This window comes from Paenibacillus sp. OAS669 (assembly GCF_014873645.1).
GTDB classification, from domain to species: domain Bacteria; phylum Bacillota; class Bacilli; order Paenibacillales; family NBRC-103111; genus Paenibacillus_S; species Paenibacillus_S vulneris.
The window spans coordinates 284,074-299,423 of record NZ_JADBDR010000004.1 but is presented as its reverse complement, the minus strand read 5'-3'; the positions used below and the strand labels follow the sequence as shown (position 1 = coordinate 299,423).

The 15,350-nt window shown below is 48.3% G+C and carries 12 protein-coding genes; 8 read left to right on the top strand and 4 right to left on the bottom strand.

The window, feature by feature from the left end:
- The first annotated feature begins 5 nt into the window (after nucleotides 1–5).
- On the top strand, nucleotides 6–2,768 hold the full coding sequence (locus tag GGC63_RS11785) for a glycoside hydrolase family 2 protein (protein WP_318781034.1): 2,763 nt from the start codon (nucleotides 6–8) through the stop codon (nucleotides 2,766–2,768).
- Between the two features lie 111 nt (nucleotides 2,769–2,879).
- On the opposite strand, the gene GGC63_RS11780 is transcribed toward GGC63_RS11785, so the two are convergent.
- Complete coding sequence (locus GGC63_RS11780) at nucleotides 2,880–3,917, bottom strand: LacI family DNA-binding transcriptional regulator (protein WP_318781033.1); 1,038 nt, start codon at nucleotides 3,915–3,917, stop codon at nucleotides 2,880–2,882.
- A 517-nt stretch (nucleotides 3,918–4,434) separates the two neighbouring features.
- Here GGC63_RS11780 and GGC63_RS11775 point away from each other — a divergent pair.
- The 3 genes from GGC63_RS11775 (at nucleotide 4,435) to GGC63_RS11765 (ending at nucleotide 8,840) form a co-directional block, all read left to right on the top strand.
- Entirely contained in the window at nucleotides 4,435–5,916 is a 1,482-nt protein-coding gene (locus tag GGC63_RS11775; RefSeq protein WP_192702491.1) for a DUF5060 domain-containing protein, read from the top strand.
- Between the two features lie 249 nt (nucleotides 5,917–6,165).
- Nucleotides 6,166–7,494: an ABC transporter substrate-binding protein gene (locus tag GGC63_RS11770; RefSeq protein WP_192702490.1), complete on the top strand. Its 1,329-nt coding sequence runs from the start codon at nucleotides 6,166–6,168 to the stop codon at nucleotides 7,492–7,494.
- Nucleotides 7,495–7,526: 32 nt separating this feature from the next.
- Nucleotides 7,527–8,840 (top strand): ABC transporter substrate-binding protein, encoded by a 1,314-nt coding sequence (locus GGC63_RS11765; protein WP_192702489.1) that lies wholly within the window; start codon nucleotides 7,527–7,529, stop codon nucleotides 8,838–8,840.
- A gap of 128 nt (nucleotides 8,841–8,968) precedes the next feature.
- Here the strand turns inward: GGC63_RS11765 and GGC63_RS11760 are convergent, their stop codons facing one another.
- Genes GGC63_RS11760 through GGC63_RS11750 form a run of 3 tightly spaced genes read right to left on the bottom strand, consistent with a single transcriptional unit; the run spans nucleotide 8,969 to nucleotide 11,544 of the window.
- Nucleotides 8,969–9,322 (bottom strand): hypothetical protein, encoded by a 354-nt coding sequence (locus GGC63_RS11760; RefSeq protein ID WP_192702488.1) that lies wholly within the window; start codon nucleotides 9,320–9,322, stop codon nucleotides 8,969–8,971.
- Entirely contained in the window at nucleotides 9,315–10,745 is a 1,431-nt protein-coding gene (locus GGC63_RS11755) for a radical SAM protein (protein ID WP_192702487.1), read from the bottom strand. The genes GGC63_RS11760 and GGC63_RS11755 overlap by 8 nt, the downstream gene beginning before the upstream one ends.
- Complete coding sequence (locus tag GGC63_RS11750; RefSeq protein ID WP_192702486.1) at nucleotides 10,729–11,544, bottom strand: prolipoprotein diacylglyceryl transferase; 816 nt, start codon at nucleotides 11,542–11,544, stop codon at nucleotides 10,729–10,731. Before GGC63_RS11750 ends, GGC63_RS11755 begins: the two co-directional genes overlap by 17 nt.
- 223 nt (nucleotides 11,545–11,767) lie before the next feature.
- Between GGC63_RS11750 and GGC63_RS11745 the strand changes: the two genes are divergently transcribed.
- The 4 genes from GGC63_RS11745 to GGC63_RS11730 all read left to right on the top strand — a co-directional run bounded on the left by GGC63_RS11745 (nucleotide 11,768) and on the right by GGC63_RS11730 (nucleotide 15,350).
- Complete coding sequence (locus GGC63_RS11745; protein ID WP_192702624.1) at nucleotides 11,768–12,328, top strand: class I SAM-dependent methyltransferase; 561 nt, start codon at nucleotides 11,768–11,770, stop codon at nucleotides 12,326–12,328.
- A gap of 108 nt (nucleotides 12,329–12,436) precedes the next feature.
- Nucleotides 12,437–13,138 carry a response regulator transcription factor gene (locus GGC63_RS11740; RefSeq protein WP_192702485.1) on the top strand — a complete coding sequence of 234 codons (702 nt, stop codon included), beginning with the start codon at nucleotides 12,437–12,439 and terminating at the stop codon, nucleotides 13,136–13,138.
- Complete coding sequence (locus GGC63_RS11735) at nucleotides 13,131–14,198, top strand: sensor histidine kinase (RefSeq protein WP_192702484.1); 1,068 nt, start codon at nucleotides 13,131–13,133, stop codon at nucleotides 14,196–14,198. Before GGC63_RS11740 ends, GGC63_RS11735 begins: the two co-directional genes overlap by 8 nt.
- Nucleotides 14,199–14,372: 174 nt before the next feature.
- Entirely contained in the window at nucleotides 14,373–15,350 is a 978-nt protein-coding gene (locus GGC63_RS11730) for a LacI family DNA-binding transcriptional regulator (protein WP_192702483.1), read from the top strand.

Here is a 15,350-nt window from a genome sequence, read left to right as displayed (position 1 = left end):
AGGCTGTGACCTTTCTAGAAACCGAACAAAATGTACGAAATCCAATCGCGAGACCGGAATATCCAAGACCGGACTGGCAGCGTGACGATTGGCTTAATTTGAACGGCAGCTGGGATTTTATGTTCGATACCGAGGATCAGGGCTTGATGGAAGCGTGGTATTTGGCTGATGGCCCTGTATTTACAAGGAAGATTCAAGTCCCCTTCTCCTGGGTAAGTCCTCTCTCAGGCATCGGAGAAGATGTGAAGGGCATCGCTTGGTATGGCACAACGGCCCGATGGAAGCCTCGGCAAAAGGAAGGGCGCGTGTTTCTCCGCTTCGGAGCCGTTGATTACCATTGTCAGCTATGGGTCAATCAGATTGAGATTGGAGCCCATAAGGGAGGCTACGGCGCCTTTGAATTCGACATTACCGATGCCTGGAAGCCTGATGGGGATAATCGGATAATACTTCGGGTTCAAGACGAAGACGAGGCTTACCAGACTCGGGGCAAGCAAGGCTATGGCGAGCTTCGGGGAATATGGCAGACGGTCTGGCTGGAATCCCGTCCGCATAATTATATTGCTGCGGCTCGCTTCACGACGCATACAGACGGGACTGTTGAAGTAGACGGGACCGTTCAAGCCCGCCTGGCAGGTCACGCGAAGCTGCGATTTGACTTTGGCAATGGAGCGGTGAATCATGTTCTGCGGTTGGAGCTTACGGAAGGCAGTAACACGTTCCGCACTTCTTTCCAGGTTGACGCACCAAAGCTGTGGAGTCCGGATTCCCCCTATTTGTATGAAGGAGAGCTGACCCTCGAGCATGACCTGCCGGAAATCGGAGAGGATCGTATTTCCACTTATTTCGGCATTCGTGAGATAGGAACAGCCAAGTTCGACGGGAGGGAATATCGCTGGATCACATTGAATGGCGAGCCTGTGTTCCTGAATGGAACGTTGGATCAATCCTTCATCCCGGACGGATTCTTCACCTTCCCTAGTGAAGATTACATTCGTGATGAAATATGGAGATTGAAGCGGCTGGGCCTGAATTTCGTGCGCATTCATATCAAACCGGAGGAGCCGCTGAAGCTGTATTGGGCCGATAAACTGGGCGTGCTGGTTATGGAGGATATGCCCTGCTTCTGGGGGGAACCGGATGAAAGGGCGAGAGCGGCGTACGAGAGGGAGGCACGCGAGATTATCGAACGTGATTTCAACCATCCGTCGATTATATCCTGGGTATTATTCAACGAAACCTGGGGGCTGTTTACAAAACAGGAGACAGGGGAAAGGAAGTATCTTCCGGAGACGCAGGAATGGGTCCGTTCCGTATATCAATGGGCAAAGACGGAGGATCCGACGCGACTTGTCGAAGATAATTCTCCATGCAATTATGATCATGTAGAGACAGATCTGAACACCTGGCATTTCTATCTTAACGGATATGAAACTGTCCGCAATCATGTTCAGGATGTCGTCGATAAGACCTTTCCGGGGTCTTCGTTCAATTATATCGGCGGAAATGTGCAGAGCGACGCCCCGCTCATGAATAGCGAATGCGGGGCCGTATGGGGAATAGAAGGCAGTGCGGGCGACAGTGATCTAGCCTGGCATTACCGTTATATGATTAACGAGTTTCGACGCCATGATAAATTATGCGGATTTATTTTTACAGAGTTTCATGACGTTATCAACGAATTTAACGGCTATTACCGAATGGATCGCCAAGAAAAGGACTTTGGCTATGAATCGTTCTGCCCAGGGATGAGCTTGCGCGATTTGCATTCGCCTGATTTTATCGTCATTGATGCTCCCCCAAGCCGTACGGTAAGACTAGGAGAAGCAGTGGAAGTGCCGCTTCTCGCTTCCAGTTACTCACGACGATACCAGGGAGAGTCTCTGCATTTGAAATGGGAGCTGATCTTTCATAATTTTGAAGAGAAAGTGATAGCCGGTGCAGGGGAAGAGGTGGTTGAATGGAACGGTTACGGGGTAAGGCAGTTAACGAGGCTGCAGCTGGCTATGCCTGAGGCCGATGCGGTAGCTATTCTTGCTGTCACGCTTCAAACCAAGGATGGGAATGCCATCACGCGTAATTTTGTTACATTTGACGTACAGAGCGGAGAAGCGCAAGGGGCGTATGTCATCGAAGGGAATTGGTTGAGCATTCGTCCAGCTTCCTATTCAGCTGCTCAGTGGGATTACGAGTGGAAGGCGTTGTCCGGGCATAAAGTGAATGGCGGCGGAGCGGGCTTTTTTGAATATAAGATTGTACTGCCCGAGAGCGTCAACCCTTCTGCCGTAACGGATCTTGAGGTGGTTTTTGAGGCCGGAGCCAAAGCGGTTCTCGGTAAGGATAAAGAGCTGGTCCATGCGAAACCGCAGGATATTTCTTATATGCACGGCGCGAAGATGGATCCGGGTATGAATATCAACTCCTATTTTATGACCGATGAGCATAAGTCGCCTTCCTCCATCGAGGTTTCCATTGATGGGGAGTTGATTCGTAACTGCTATTTGGAGGATGATCCTGCGGACAGCCGAGGAGTCTTATCGTGGCACTATCAGTCGAATGACCGCAAGCTCGAAGAAGCCGGATCTTACGGTTATCTTCATCGGGTGCGGATCCCAAGCAGGCTCGTTGCCCGTATCCTCGATAAAGGCAGCTTCCTCTTAAGGTTCTCCGTACCTGCTGGCAATGTTGAAGGGGAGGCAGGAGGACTCGCGCTATACGGCCGAAATTCAGGACGATATCCTACAGATATTGTTATAATATGGAAATGAAATTTTCGATTCCGAGTTCGATCTAAAGTTTCCACCCAATGCAAAAACCGCCCCTTCTCAACAGAAGGGTCGGTTTTCTTATTTACTTTCCGTTACACAGCGTATACCTAATCAATGAAGTTCCCTGCAGGAGCTTCGTATGATCAATTGGGTGTCTATGAATGACTTGATTTTAATATTGTCGCCGTACTCGATCATATCGATCAGCTTGGTGACGGCGAGCTCGGCCAATTTCCCTTTTTCAACATGCACGGTCGTAAGCTCCGGTGTAATGACGGTCGATTCCCGGATATTATCAAAGCCGATGACCGATATATCGTCCGGAACGCGGATTCCTAGCTCAACCAAGGACTTGATGACACTGATGGCAATATAATCGCACTCGCAGAAAAGAGCGGTCGGCAGCTCTCCCTTAAGCTTGGCCAGCTGCTGTTTGAACTCTTCCTGAGAGCTCACAACGGTCGGGGATACGGTAAAAAGATACCGATCATTCCACTTGATGCGTTCTTCCTCTAATGCCTGGAAAAATCCGCGTTTGCGCGAATCGAAATTATACATGCGCGAATTCGACTCGACATACCCGATAGTCCGATGACCCAATTCTATGAGATGGCTCGCGGCTTGGTAGGCGCCCATCACGTTATTCATAACAATATAATTCACGCTTAGCGTTTCATAGCAGGTGTCCAGGACAACCAGATTGGGCTGCTTTTTGGCTATAGTCCGTATCTGATCGGAAGTCAGGTTGGTCCCCAGCAGGATAAGTCCGTTGGATTCATGCTCCGTTTCCATCGTCTCTATCACTTCCTCGAACTGATCGGTAGGAACGGAGGAGAAGAATAGGGAGTAGCCGCGAGAACGGCATTGCTCTTCAATGTGATGAATCAGCTCCATAAAAAAAGGCTGTTTATAATATTCCTCGAGAACAATACCGGAATTGGTGCAAGCCACGAACCGGAGTGTTTTCGTTAAGCCGTAAACGCGATCCGCCTTGATCATCGGACGGGGCAGGTATCCGCTTTCCTTCACGATTCTTAATATTTTGGAGCGGGTTTCCTCGCTTATTCCGGGCTTCCCGCTTAAGGCCAGCGAGACAGCTGATTTTGAAACATTCGCCATTTTGGCTATATCTTCCATCTTAATCTTCACGAAATACAGTCGCTCCTTCTGTGAACGTCTTTTCACTTTTTCTAAACTTGTTTAGAATTAGTTTACAATGATTACTATCATTATTCAATATGTGCGCCTGCGGTTTGTTAGAGCGGGAATCATAGCCGGCTACCGAATGGAGGTGAATATGTTTATACAAATTTTGATTTTGATATAAATAATTTTACTAAAAATAGTTGACCCGGTTTAGGTGTGATGATATCATTTGGATAAAGTTACTGTTAAGTCTTAACTTTTTAGCTCCAGAAGCGCGTTGGAGGGGCTGGCGGTTGAACCCCAAGATTCGATGGGTAATAAGAACTTCTAAATCGGGAGGTTGCCGTCAATAAATAACTAAATATATTTAGTTATTTTGGTATGGACAGCCTGCTGGTTACGTAAATTTCTAGGCCATAAGTACGATAATAGAGCATTATCGGTAATTTTGCAATCGCTTACAACGATGAAATGAACAGGAGAAGCATAAGTCTTCATTCATTTAAGGGGGAACAGATCTATGGTTTCAGAAAACCAATTGCAAACGAGCGAACGCTGGGGAGTGTTTGAGCTTTCCTTATCCGGACCTGATGTTGGCAATCCATTTGTCGATGTGCAGCTTCAAGCCCTATTTCAGCATACGACAACGGCCCGCACCGTAACTGTTGAAGGATTTTATGATGGGAACGGGGTATACAAAGTCCGCTTCATGCCCGACGCGGAGGGGGAATGGAGCTTTACCGTGAAGAGCGGCTGCTCGGAGCTGGATGGTGCAGCAGGGCATTTCCTTTGCACAGCTCCATCGGCGGATAACCATGGGCCGGTTCGAGTCAAGGATGCCGACCGTTTTGGCTATGAAGACGGCAGCATCTACCGGCCGATTGGTACGACATGCTATGCTTGGACCCATCAGAGCGATATGCTTCAGGAGCAAACCCTGCAAAGCTTGGCCGATTCGCCGTTTAACAAGATCAGGATGTGCTTGTTCCCCAAACGGTACAGCTTTAATACGAATGAACCGGAGCGGTTTCCTTTTGAAGGCTCGCGAGAGGAGGGCTTTCAATGGACTCGCTTCAATCCGGAGTATTTTCACCGTCTCGAAAAGCGGTTGGTTGAGCTGCAGCAATTAGGGATCGAAGCGGATTTGATCTTATTCCATCCTTACGATAAAGGTCATTGGGGATTCGACAGGATGGATCGCGATACGGATTTGCTATATCTGCGTTACGTGATCAACCGATTGGCCGCTTTCCGCAACGTTTGGTGGTCATTGGCGAATGAGTTTGATTTTATGTCCAACAAAACCATGGACGATTGGGACTGCTTCTTCCAGTTTATACAAGAGAAGGACCCTTACGGGCACCTGCGTTCGATACATAACGGAACCAAGATGTACGATCCGTCTCAGCTTGTTTTGTACGATCATACTAAGCCATGGGTAACACATGTCAGCATGCAGTATTGGGAGCTCTCACCGGTCACGGCGTGGAGAAGCAGATATAGGAAGCCTGTAGTGGTGGATGAGTGCTGCTATGAGGGCAATTTGCCGCAGCGATGGGGCAACATTACGGGGGAAGACATGACGGCACGGTTCTGGGAAGGCTTTGCTCGAGGCGGTTATGTCGGTCATGGCGAGACCTTCCTGCATCCGGAAGACATTATCTGGTGGTCCAAGGGGGGGCGGCTGCATGGCGAAAGTGTGCCGCGAATCGCATTTCTCCAAAGGATATTTAACGAATTGCCGGTTGAAGCAGCGCCGCTGGAAGCGTTCCGGGATGTGCCTACGATCGGCGTAGCGGGTGTCTGCTATCTGCAATATTATGGTAATCACCGTCCCGCATACCGCGAGCTGCCGCTGCCGGAGGATGCCTCCTTCCAAATTGACATTATCGATACATGGAGCATGGAAATTCAGACACTTGAAGGACTATATAGCGGGATAAGCCGTGTCGAATTGCCGGGAAGGCCGTATCTGGCCGTGAGAGCCCGTCTCGCAACCTGAAGAGTAAACGGTATGGGAACCATTCCATGCCCCTACGGCAGCTAATGATAGATGGAACGGCTCGTTGAATCTGGATAACACAGGTGCGCTCTTTGAACAAATAGGATCCGGAAAACGGGCAAAGCATGTTCATTCGGTGATGAATCAGGGATTTCGCTTAGGTTCGGGCCAGCGGTTGTACGGCGGCTTGCAGCCGCTGCTTGAGCTAATCGAAGATAATCTTGCTCAATTAGAGGAGTGTCGGTGTCCATGAAATCAAAAGCATTGCGAACCATCGCAGGTGCGGCGGCCATCATTTCGTTCATTGCCGGCTGCAGTCAGCAGCAGGCAGTCCAGCCGGTAGAGGGGGATTCGAAGCCGGCGCCTCCGGTCCAGAGCGAGCAGGTTGAAATCACGGTCTATTCGGCGCCAGGAGACTCGGAAGAATCCTGGAATGAAAATTTCGGAAACGCCATCCGCAAAAAATTTCCTAATTACAAGATCCGTTTCATCAATCCCCGGGGCAATGACGCGCTCAAGATTCAAAACCAGATTGTAGCCGGGCAAAACATCGACATTTATTACGAATCGATAGGCGGTTTTTTCTCCAGTGTTCCGGAGATTGGCCTGCAATACGATATGAGCGACCTGGTCAAGAAATATAACCTGGACGTAAGCCGATTCGAACCGACAGCCATAGAAGCGATGAAAGAAAATGCGGGCGGCCAAATATGGGGACTGCCTGTCTATACGAACAGCATGGTGCTCTATTATAACAAGGATATTTTCGATAAATTTGCGGTTCCCTATCCGACGGACGGGATGACGTGGGACGAAGTGTTGACGCTTGCCCGCAAGCTGAACAAGGAGGATGGCGGTAAGCAGTATTTCGGCCTAGCCGTATCACCGGCACATATTATCAAGATGAATCCGTTCTCCCTCCCCTTGGTGGATCGGGCAACCGGGACTGCAACCATCAACAAGGATGAGCGATGGAAGCAGCTGTTTCAAACGGTCTTTGACGAGCCGACGTCCGATTCGGGCTACCGGAATGCGATCCAGGCCATAGGAAACAAATTGCCTTATACGGATAACTTCGTTAAGGACGGGACCGTAGCCATGTTTGAAATGCTGTCCAACCTTCCGACCCTCATACCGGAATTTGCCAATGTCAACTGGGATATGGTCGCGACACCGACATTCAAGGATTTTCCAGGGGTTGGCACCCAGAGCTACCCGACCTACTTTGCCATTCCGAACTTCAGCAAGCACAAGGAGGAAGCGTTTCAAATTATTCAATATTTGACCTCGGATGAGGTTCAGAAGGATAACGCCAAAAAAGGTGTCATGTCCGTTTTGAACGGGCAACAATTCAAGGACCTGTATGGGGAAAGCAGGTATCAGGGCAAAAATTATAAAGCGGTTTTTTATGATCGTTTTCCAAGTATTATGAGCAAAACCCCTTACGATAGCATTGCAGAAAAGGCTTACACCAAGTCGATCGTCGATCTCTCCCTTGGGAAGATCGATCTGAATACCCTTCTCCGAACAGCAGAGGAAGAGGCCAACAAGGGGATCGAAAGCGCGAAGAAGAAGTGAAGGCACATTCAGTTCTTTGAGGAGGAACTCCTATGAAGCGGTATCGTATTGTATTCATGTCCATTTGTGTGTTAGCCGCAGCGGGCTTAAGCGCGTGCAGTAAGGGTCAGCCTAGTGCATCCCAGACTAATGACGCTTCACCACCCGGCGGGGAACGAACGGAGCTGTTCTTTTATTCCGGAGGCGGGGATACGACGGAGGCCTTCGATGCAAGGTTCGGCGATGCGCTCCGCAAAAAATTCCCGAACTACGATATTACCTACATTCCTGTTGACACGAATAATAGATTGCAGCAGCTGGTCACGGCGGGCAAACGAATTGATTTTTATTACGGCTCTATCGGTGTGTTCCCCGAATTTACCCAAATCGGACTTCAATTCGATATGACTGACCTGGCCAAGAAGCACAACGTGGACCTGAGCAGCTTTGAACCGACACTGATTGATGCGGCGAAAATGATATCGGACGGGAAGCTGTACGGATTACCTGTCTTTAACAACATTATGGTGACTTATTATAACAAGACATTATTTCAAAAATTTGGAATTCCGTCTCCTAAGGATGGCATGACATGGGACGAAATGCATGATCTTGCACGTAAGATGACACGCAATGACGGAGGCAAGCAATATATCGGTCTCGTGGTGTCCCCGACGCATGTGCTTCGGTTGAACCAGTTTTCACAGCCTTACGTCGATCCGAAAACGGAGCAGGCTACCATCAATAGCGATATGTGGAAAAGGATGTACGAGGCATACTATACGATCCCCGCTCAGGATCAAGGCTACAAAGACCGGATTGTCGCACTGAATAACAAGCTGCCGTATAAGGATGACTTTCTCAAGGATCAGAATCTGGCTATGTTCGTCTACTTGTCGGATTTGCAATCCATTCTGTCCAAGGAGATGGCCGCGCTGGATTGGGATATCGTCTCAATGCCGACCTTCAAAGAGCTTCCAGGGATAGGCTCCCAAGCTTATCCAACCTTCATGAGTATTACCAATCAAACCGTTAATAAAGATGCAGCCATGGAGGTGCTGAAATATTTGGTCTCCGAAGAATACCAGACGCTGGCGGCGAAGAAAGCGGCTTTGCCGGTTCTGAAGAGCAAGACCGTGCAGGATGCGCTTGGTCAAAGTGCGGAGTTCAAAGACAAAAATTTGAAAGCGATCTTCTTCAATCAGCTGGCGCCGATATCTCCCAAAAGCAAATATGACGGTGCCGTAGAAAAGGCCTACACGAAGCCGCAAGTCGACCTCTCGCTCGGCAAAATCGATCTTAATACGGCATTACGGTCAGCCGAAGAAGAGGCCAACAAAGCGATCGAGCAGGAGAAACGGAAGTAGATTGGAAGTCGATTATGAAGAGCTCGTCCCAGAAGTGAAGTTGTATAGTCTTGAAAAAGAGGGTGCTCAAAACCATATTCATGGCTTCGGGACACCCTCGCATTGTGTTTGCAGTCTATTCAGCTTCGCTATAATCTAATATTGCCGCCAAGCAGAAGACCGAAACAGGCGGCATTAAGCAGAAACGTAATTCCTGCGCCGATCAGCAGGCCTTGAAAGATGCCTTTATTTTTACGTAAAAGAATAAGCGCCGGAATCAGGTATACAAGCTGAGCGACACTTATAAAGAAAATTGCAACGGGGACAAGAAACAGTAACAGATGAAGCAGCAGCAGCAATCCTATTCCCTTCAGCACTTGCAAGGTGTGGTTCTGCGGTGGCGGCTGGGTAGGAGGTCTCTGTTCGCTAGGTCCCTGATCATTGGATAACGTGTCTTCTTCTGATGGAAGATGATTCGGCTCCTTGTTTCCGTCTTCAGTCATGAATGACACCTCCTGCCTGTAAGTCAAATTCAGCACGGAGCTCAGCCAGCTTCTGCTCCTGATCTCCCCGATAAAACATATTGTATGTGTCAAACGGGATGATTCTTCCATCGGGGTGCACGATATGGACGCAAGATTTTTTGACGGAACGAACATCAAAATTGTAGGGATCCAGGAACTGCATAATAATGACGCGAAATACGTTATCGTAGCTGATATTCTCCGGAACGGCTACCATGGGCAGACAGCACAACAAATTTTTAAGCGAAAGTGCTGACGAGGCAGGAGAATGGGCTGTCGAGAATAGCTCGAAAATTTTTGACTTGAGCGTTTGATCCTGTTCAAAAACGATAGTGTTGCGACCGCCTTCTAACAAAATTTGCGGGTCCATCAGACCTGTAAGCGGCAGTACTTCATCGCCGAGCTTCAGGGCGTAACCCATCGCCAGGCAATCGGGATGGCATGGGACAGGGATCATATCCTCCGCACGAAACACACCGGATTGCTCGATAATACGCTGCCTTACCTCGCTGAGCGTCAGGCGGTCCTTCGCCGGATCGTAAGCCTCCAAGCGTCCTGCGGCCTGGATAGGCTGGAAGGTAACTCCGCGTACGGCCGACTGCTTCAAGCCAAACTGAATGATGTCCCCGATTTCATGGTCATTCAACCCTTTTTTTAGGGTGACGACTAATGTAGTCGAAATGTTGAATTCGTTCAGATGCTCCAGGGCCCGGCGGCGAATATCCCGCAAATCCGCGCCGCGAAGCTCCCGTAATGCTTCTTCCTGAAAGCTGTCAAACTGCAAGTAAATTTCAAATCCTGGCATATAGGCTGCCAATTTTTTTACAAATTCGCGGTCTTGGGCAATTTTAATGCCGTTGGTGTTAACCATAATGTGCTTGATCGGCTTGCTTTTGGCAAGATCGAGGATGTCAAAAAATTGCGGATGGATGGTAGGCTCCCCACCGCTTATTTGCACAATATCCGGTTCACCCTCGTTTCGGACGATCGCATCGAGCATCTTTTCGATCTGATCAAGAGAGCGCCACGTTTCCCGCTGCGGTGAAGACTCGGCATAGCAGATGGGGCACTGGAGATTGCATCGGTCCGTGACCTCGATCAAGGTCAAGCAACTGTGCTGCTCGTGGTCGGGGCATAGCCCGCAATCATAAGGACAGCCATACCGGATCGGTGTGTTCCAATACTGGGGCATTTCTGCGGGCTTTAGAAACTCGCGGCACTTCTTGTAATACGCTGCATCATTGGCGATTAAGACTTTTTCACGGCCATGCTTCCCGCAATATTTGAGCAGGAATACTTGATCATCCTCAATAATAACCTTGGCCTCCACCTTTCGCAGGCACTGGGAGCAAATGCTGTTAGTAAGCTCATAGAAAATATAGGGTCTATTCTTGGTTGACATTACGGTAATCCTCCTTAGGTATGCTGTGTGATTTGCCGAGCCATTTGCTCAATAAAACGATGTAATAGATCAAGCCTGCGAGACAAGCTAATTGAATATTGTTTAACCCGATAAAAGGGTGAGGCGTCGGCTTGATGAAGTCTATGACCAAGCGAAAAGCTAAATATCCTGTCATAAACAGCTGAAACATAGCTCCGTCGGTTATCGGTCTGAAGGCAGATGACGCTGACATCTCGCGCATTCTCTTCCGGTGTTTCCAAGTAAGCAGAAAGCCGCCAAGCAGCAATAAGAAAACAATTTCATAGAGCTGTGTAGGGTGACGAGGGATGCCATCACCAAAATCGACGCCAACGATCCATGAGGTAGGAGTGCCATAAGTATGGTCATCCAGCCCTGTCATAAAGCAGCCGATGCGTCCAATCGCCATTCCCAATATAATCGGCAGTGCCATATCATCCCCCGTTGACCGAGTAATACCGACACGCTTCTTGACCCACTCCACACCAATCAATCCGCCTAACAGTCCTCCGACAATCGTCTTTCCTTCCATTAAATAGGTGTAGCTGTTCCAATTTTCTATAGTTTTAATAGGATCCTCCAGCCAATACAGTATCTTGGAGCCGATAGCTGCTCCTAAGATCGCTCCTACGATGACCCATATGCCCTGTTCAGCCGGAATTTTGTCCTTGCTGCGAGTAAATAGGTACACTCGAAAGCCAATAAAATAAGCCAATGCTTCAAAGACGATATGGGGATGAAGCTTTATAAATCCAAGGTTGATCCAAATAGGGAAAGTCATAGCGTTCTCCAATCATGTTGCTATTTATTGATGGGGGGATTCCAAATAAACTATATTTTGGATATAGGTTCTCTATACATTCTCTTAATCTTTGCAATTATCCTTGTACCTTGGGGAAAAATCTGCTTAAACTTCAGAAATTCTTAAGAAACTCCTTCGCTTGTTCTGCAGATTTATCCGTTACTCTTAGGATAAATTCGAAGGGAGTGGCGATTATAACATGATGAAATCCGTTCAAGAAAAGCTGTTATTTTTATATAAATTCACCCGGTACCCGGGGCAAATCGGGAGTGTAACTCCGAGCTCCGTCTACTTGGCCCAAACGATGCTTCAACACGTTCCTTGGGATGAGGTTAAGCATTTGGCTGAACTGGGGTCGGGGACAGGCGCCATAACAAAACATCTGAGCTCGAAAATACACGAAGATGCGAAAATACTTTTATTCGAAAAAGACCCGCAGCTGCATTCCGGTTTACGGCGGCAATATCCCGATTATCCTTGCTACAGCGATGCGAGCAGGCTTCAATCCGCTATGAAGAACGAAGGGATAGATGAACTGGATTGTATTCTTAGCGGCCTTCCTTTTTTCAACTTTCCACAGCAGGTTCGGGACCAGCTCATGGATCAGATCATCGCCTCGCTTAGAACGGGCGGGCTGTTCATCGCCTTTCAATATTCCCAGCAGATGAAACGGCAATTAAGCGAACGGCTGGAGATCGAGCATATTCAATTTGTACCGATGAATCTGCCTCCCGCATTCGTCTATGTATGCCGAAAAAAATAAGTTTCTAAACTGTGAGAACACCTATATTTTGAGCATGGGGTGTAAGAATATGGTAATGTAAACATAATACCATACCGGGGAGAGGCATATTGCAAGGAGGCGGATGAATTGGTCAAAACGATTCTGGTCACGGACGATGATTTGGAAATAAGAGATATTATTCGTATCTATTTGCGCAATGAGGGCTACAGAATATTGGAAGCGGAGGACGGGGCTCAAGCTTTGAAAATCATGCTTAAGGAGCCTGTTGATTTGATCATTTTGGATGTCATGATGCCTACCATGGATGGGATTCAGGCGTGCATGAAAATGCGGGAGAAGACCAATGCCCCTATCATCATGCTTTCTGCAAAAGGGGAGGATATGGACAAAATTACCGGGCTTACAACAGGAGCGGATGATTATATCAGCAAGCCGTTCAATCCCTTGGAGCTGATCGCCAGGGTGAAGGCGCAATTCCGGCGGCAGACATTGGCCAAGGCAGGAGGAAGCGGACGACTCGATACGGATGAGCAGATCACGGAAATTGACGAGCTCGTAATAAATCGAAAACGCCACGTAGTCACCGTTAACGGAAAGGAAGTGTCCTTGACGCCTATCGAGTTCTCGATCCTGGAGCTGATGGCAAGTCATCGCGGCCATGTGTTCAGTATAGAGAAAATCTACCAGAACGTGTGGAAGGAGGATAAATTTTTATCCGATAATACGGTCATGGTGCATATCCGGAATATCCGCGAGAAGATCGAAGATAATCCTCGGGAGCCCCGATATATCAAAACCGTGTGGGGGGTAGGATATAAAGTTGATTAAATACTTCTTTTCCCTGCTGAACTGGAATAAGAGCATTCGCGTACGTATCGTGGGCGGGTCGTTCCTCAGCTTCTTTCTCACAACCGTGATCTCGTTTGTCTACGGGAATTATATTTCATTCGAGCCGGGCTATCTGGACCAAGTGATCTCGCTGCTGCTGTTCTTTGGGCTCTTCATGTTCCTTTTCTTTTTGGTTATGCGCCGTGACGTTCGATATTTGAGATCCATGGGCGAATGCTTAATGTCTATCGCACAAGGCAATCTGAGCCATCGGGTGCCTATAAGAAAACAGGATGAACTGGGCATTGTGGCAAGCAATATTAATTATATGGCGGATCAGCTGCAGTCCATGATGGAGAATGAACGGCGGATCGAGAAGTCGAAGATGGAGCTGATCACGAATGTTTCCCATGATTTGCGAACACCGTTAACAAGCATCGCAGGCTATCTAAACCTGCTGAAGCATGATGATTATCAAAATATCGAAGAGCATAAACGATATATTACGAATGCCTTCAATAAAACCCAGCAGCTGAAAAAGCTTATCGATGATTTGTTCGAGTATACCCGCTTGACCAGCGGAAGTGTTCAATTAATCAAGTCGACGGTAGACTTGAGCAGCTTGCTCGAGCAAATGCTGAATGAATTTGAACCGATCGCCCAGGAGCAGGGGTTGTCCATCAACGTTGTTCGTGAGCCTATGCCGATCTATGGTGACGTAGATGCTGAAATGCTAGTAAGAGCAATCGATAATCTGCTGATCAACGCACTCAAATTCTCATATAAGCCCGGGGAAATTACAGTAAGGCTCTCGGTCTGGGAGGATCAAATCTATCTCGCGGTCGAAAACGTAGGGCAGCCGCTAACTGAGGAGCAGGAGCGCAGGTTATTTGAACGGTTTTATAAAGTAGAGTCATCCCGTCACGATAACGATACAGCCCAGGGGGCGGGTCTCGGTCTATCGATCGCCCAAAATATTATTGAGCTGCATGACGGCCGGTTAGGTCTTGGTCATCAAAACGGACATTTTACTTTCTATATTGAGCTGCCGCGGAACTAGACATCCTTACAGGATGGAAGCATACTACAGGCAATCGATTAAGTCTTCGGTTGCCTCTTCAGCCTGTACAAATAGGGCGTAAGAACAACAGGGATAAGATTCCGTCTTGCCAAAAAAGAACGGTTGTGATATTTTATATGTGTAACCGGTTCCACATTAAGGAGAGAAGCTGAGATGGCAACCATTAAAGAAGTGGCTAAGCATGCGGGCGTTTCGGTGGCAACCGTATCGCGGGTGCTTAACGAGATTGGCTACGTGCATGAAGATACCCGCAAAAAGGTAGAAGCTGCTATCCGTGAGCTGAATTACACGCCTAATGAGGTCGCTCGTTCTTTATATAAACGCAAATCCAGGCTAATCGGCCTGCTGCTGCCGGATATTACCAACCCTTTCTTTCCCGAGCTTGCCCGCGGAGTGGAGGATGAGATGCACAAGCATGATTTTCGCATTATCATTGGCAACAGCGACGAGAACACGAACAAGGAAAAAGAATATATCCAAACGTTTATCCAAAATAACGTAGTCGGGGTTATCGCCTCTACCAACTATCCGGACACTGATACATACCGGAAGCTTGATATTCCCGTCGTGTTTCTCGACCGGACGGCAGATAACCGGCCTTCCGTATATTCGGATGGACGAGAGGGCGGAAGAATGGCAGCCCATGAGATCGTGACCCGCGGCAGCCGTCAGATCACGATTATTCAAGGACCTAAGCATATCCGACCGGCACAGGATCGTTATCAAGGCGCCATTGACGTGCTACGTGATCAAGGGATTGCCTATAACGTAGTTCAAACCTCTTCCTATTCTTTTACCGAAGCGGGCAGCTGGGCTCAAGAGCTGTTCGAGCAATTCCCCGATACCGATGGGGTCATCGCAAGTAATGATATTGTCGCTACAGCGGTTCTGCACGAAGCTCTCCGGTTGGGCAAGAAGGTTCCGGACGACGTACAGATCATAGGATTTGACGATATTCCGCTCAGCAGTCTGCTGACGCCGTCGCTTACGACGATTCGCCAGCCGGCTTATGATATGGGAAGTACAGCTGCCGGGTTACTTATTCGATTGATCGACAATCAAAATCCAGACCAAAAAACGATACAGATGCCCGTTACATTCACAGAGCGGGATACGACAAGAAAGGTGTGA

What these genes read in the sequence shown, in the direction of transcription:
- GGC63_RS11730 (WP_192702483.1), top strand. Translation starts at nt 14,373, where the DNA reads ATGGCAACCATTAAAGAAGTGGCTAAGCATGCGGGCGTTTCGGTGGCA.
- GGC63_RS11760 (WP_192702488.1), bottom strand. Translation starts at nt 9,322, where the DNA reads ATGACTGAAGACGGAAACAAGGAGCCGAATCATCTTCCATCAGAAGAA.
- GGC63_RS11765 (WP_192702489.1), top strand. Translation starts at nt 7,527, where the DNA reads ATGAAGCGGTATCGTATTGTATTCATGTCCATTTGTGTGTTAGCCGCA.
- GGC63_RS11775 (WP_192702491.1), top strand. Translation starts at nt 4,435, where the DNA reads ATGGTTTCAGAAAACCAATTGCAAACGAGCGAACGCTGGGGAGTGTTT.
- GGC63_RS11770 (WP_192702490.1), top strand. Translation starts at nt 6,166, where the DNA reads ATGAAATCAAAAGCATTGCGAACCATCGCAGGTGCGGCGGCCATCATT.
- GGC63_RS11750 (WP_192702486.1), bottom strand. Translation starts at nt 11,544, where the DNA reads ATGACTTTCCCTATTTGGATCAACCTTGGATTTATAAAGCTTCATCCC.
- GGC63_RS11755 (WP_192702487.1), bottom strand. Translation starts at nt 10,745, where the DNA reads ATGTCAACCAAGAATAGACCCTATATTTTCTATGAGCTTACTAACAGC.
- GGC63_RS11745 (WP_192702624.1), top strand. Translation starts at nt 11,768, where the DNA reads ATGAAATCCGTTCAAGAAAAGCTGTTATTTTTATATAAATTCACCCGG.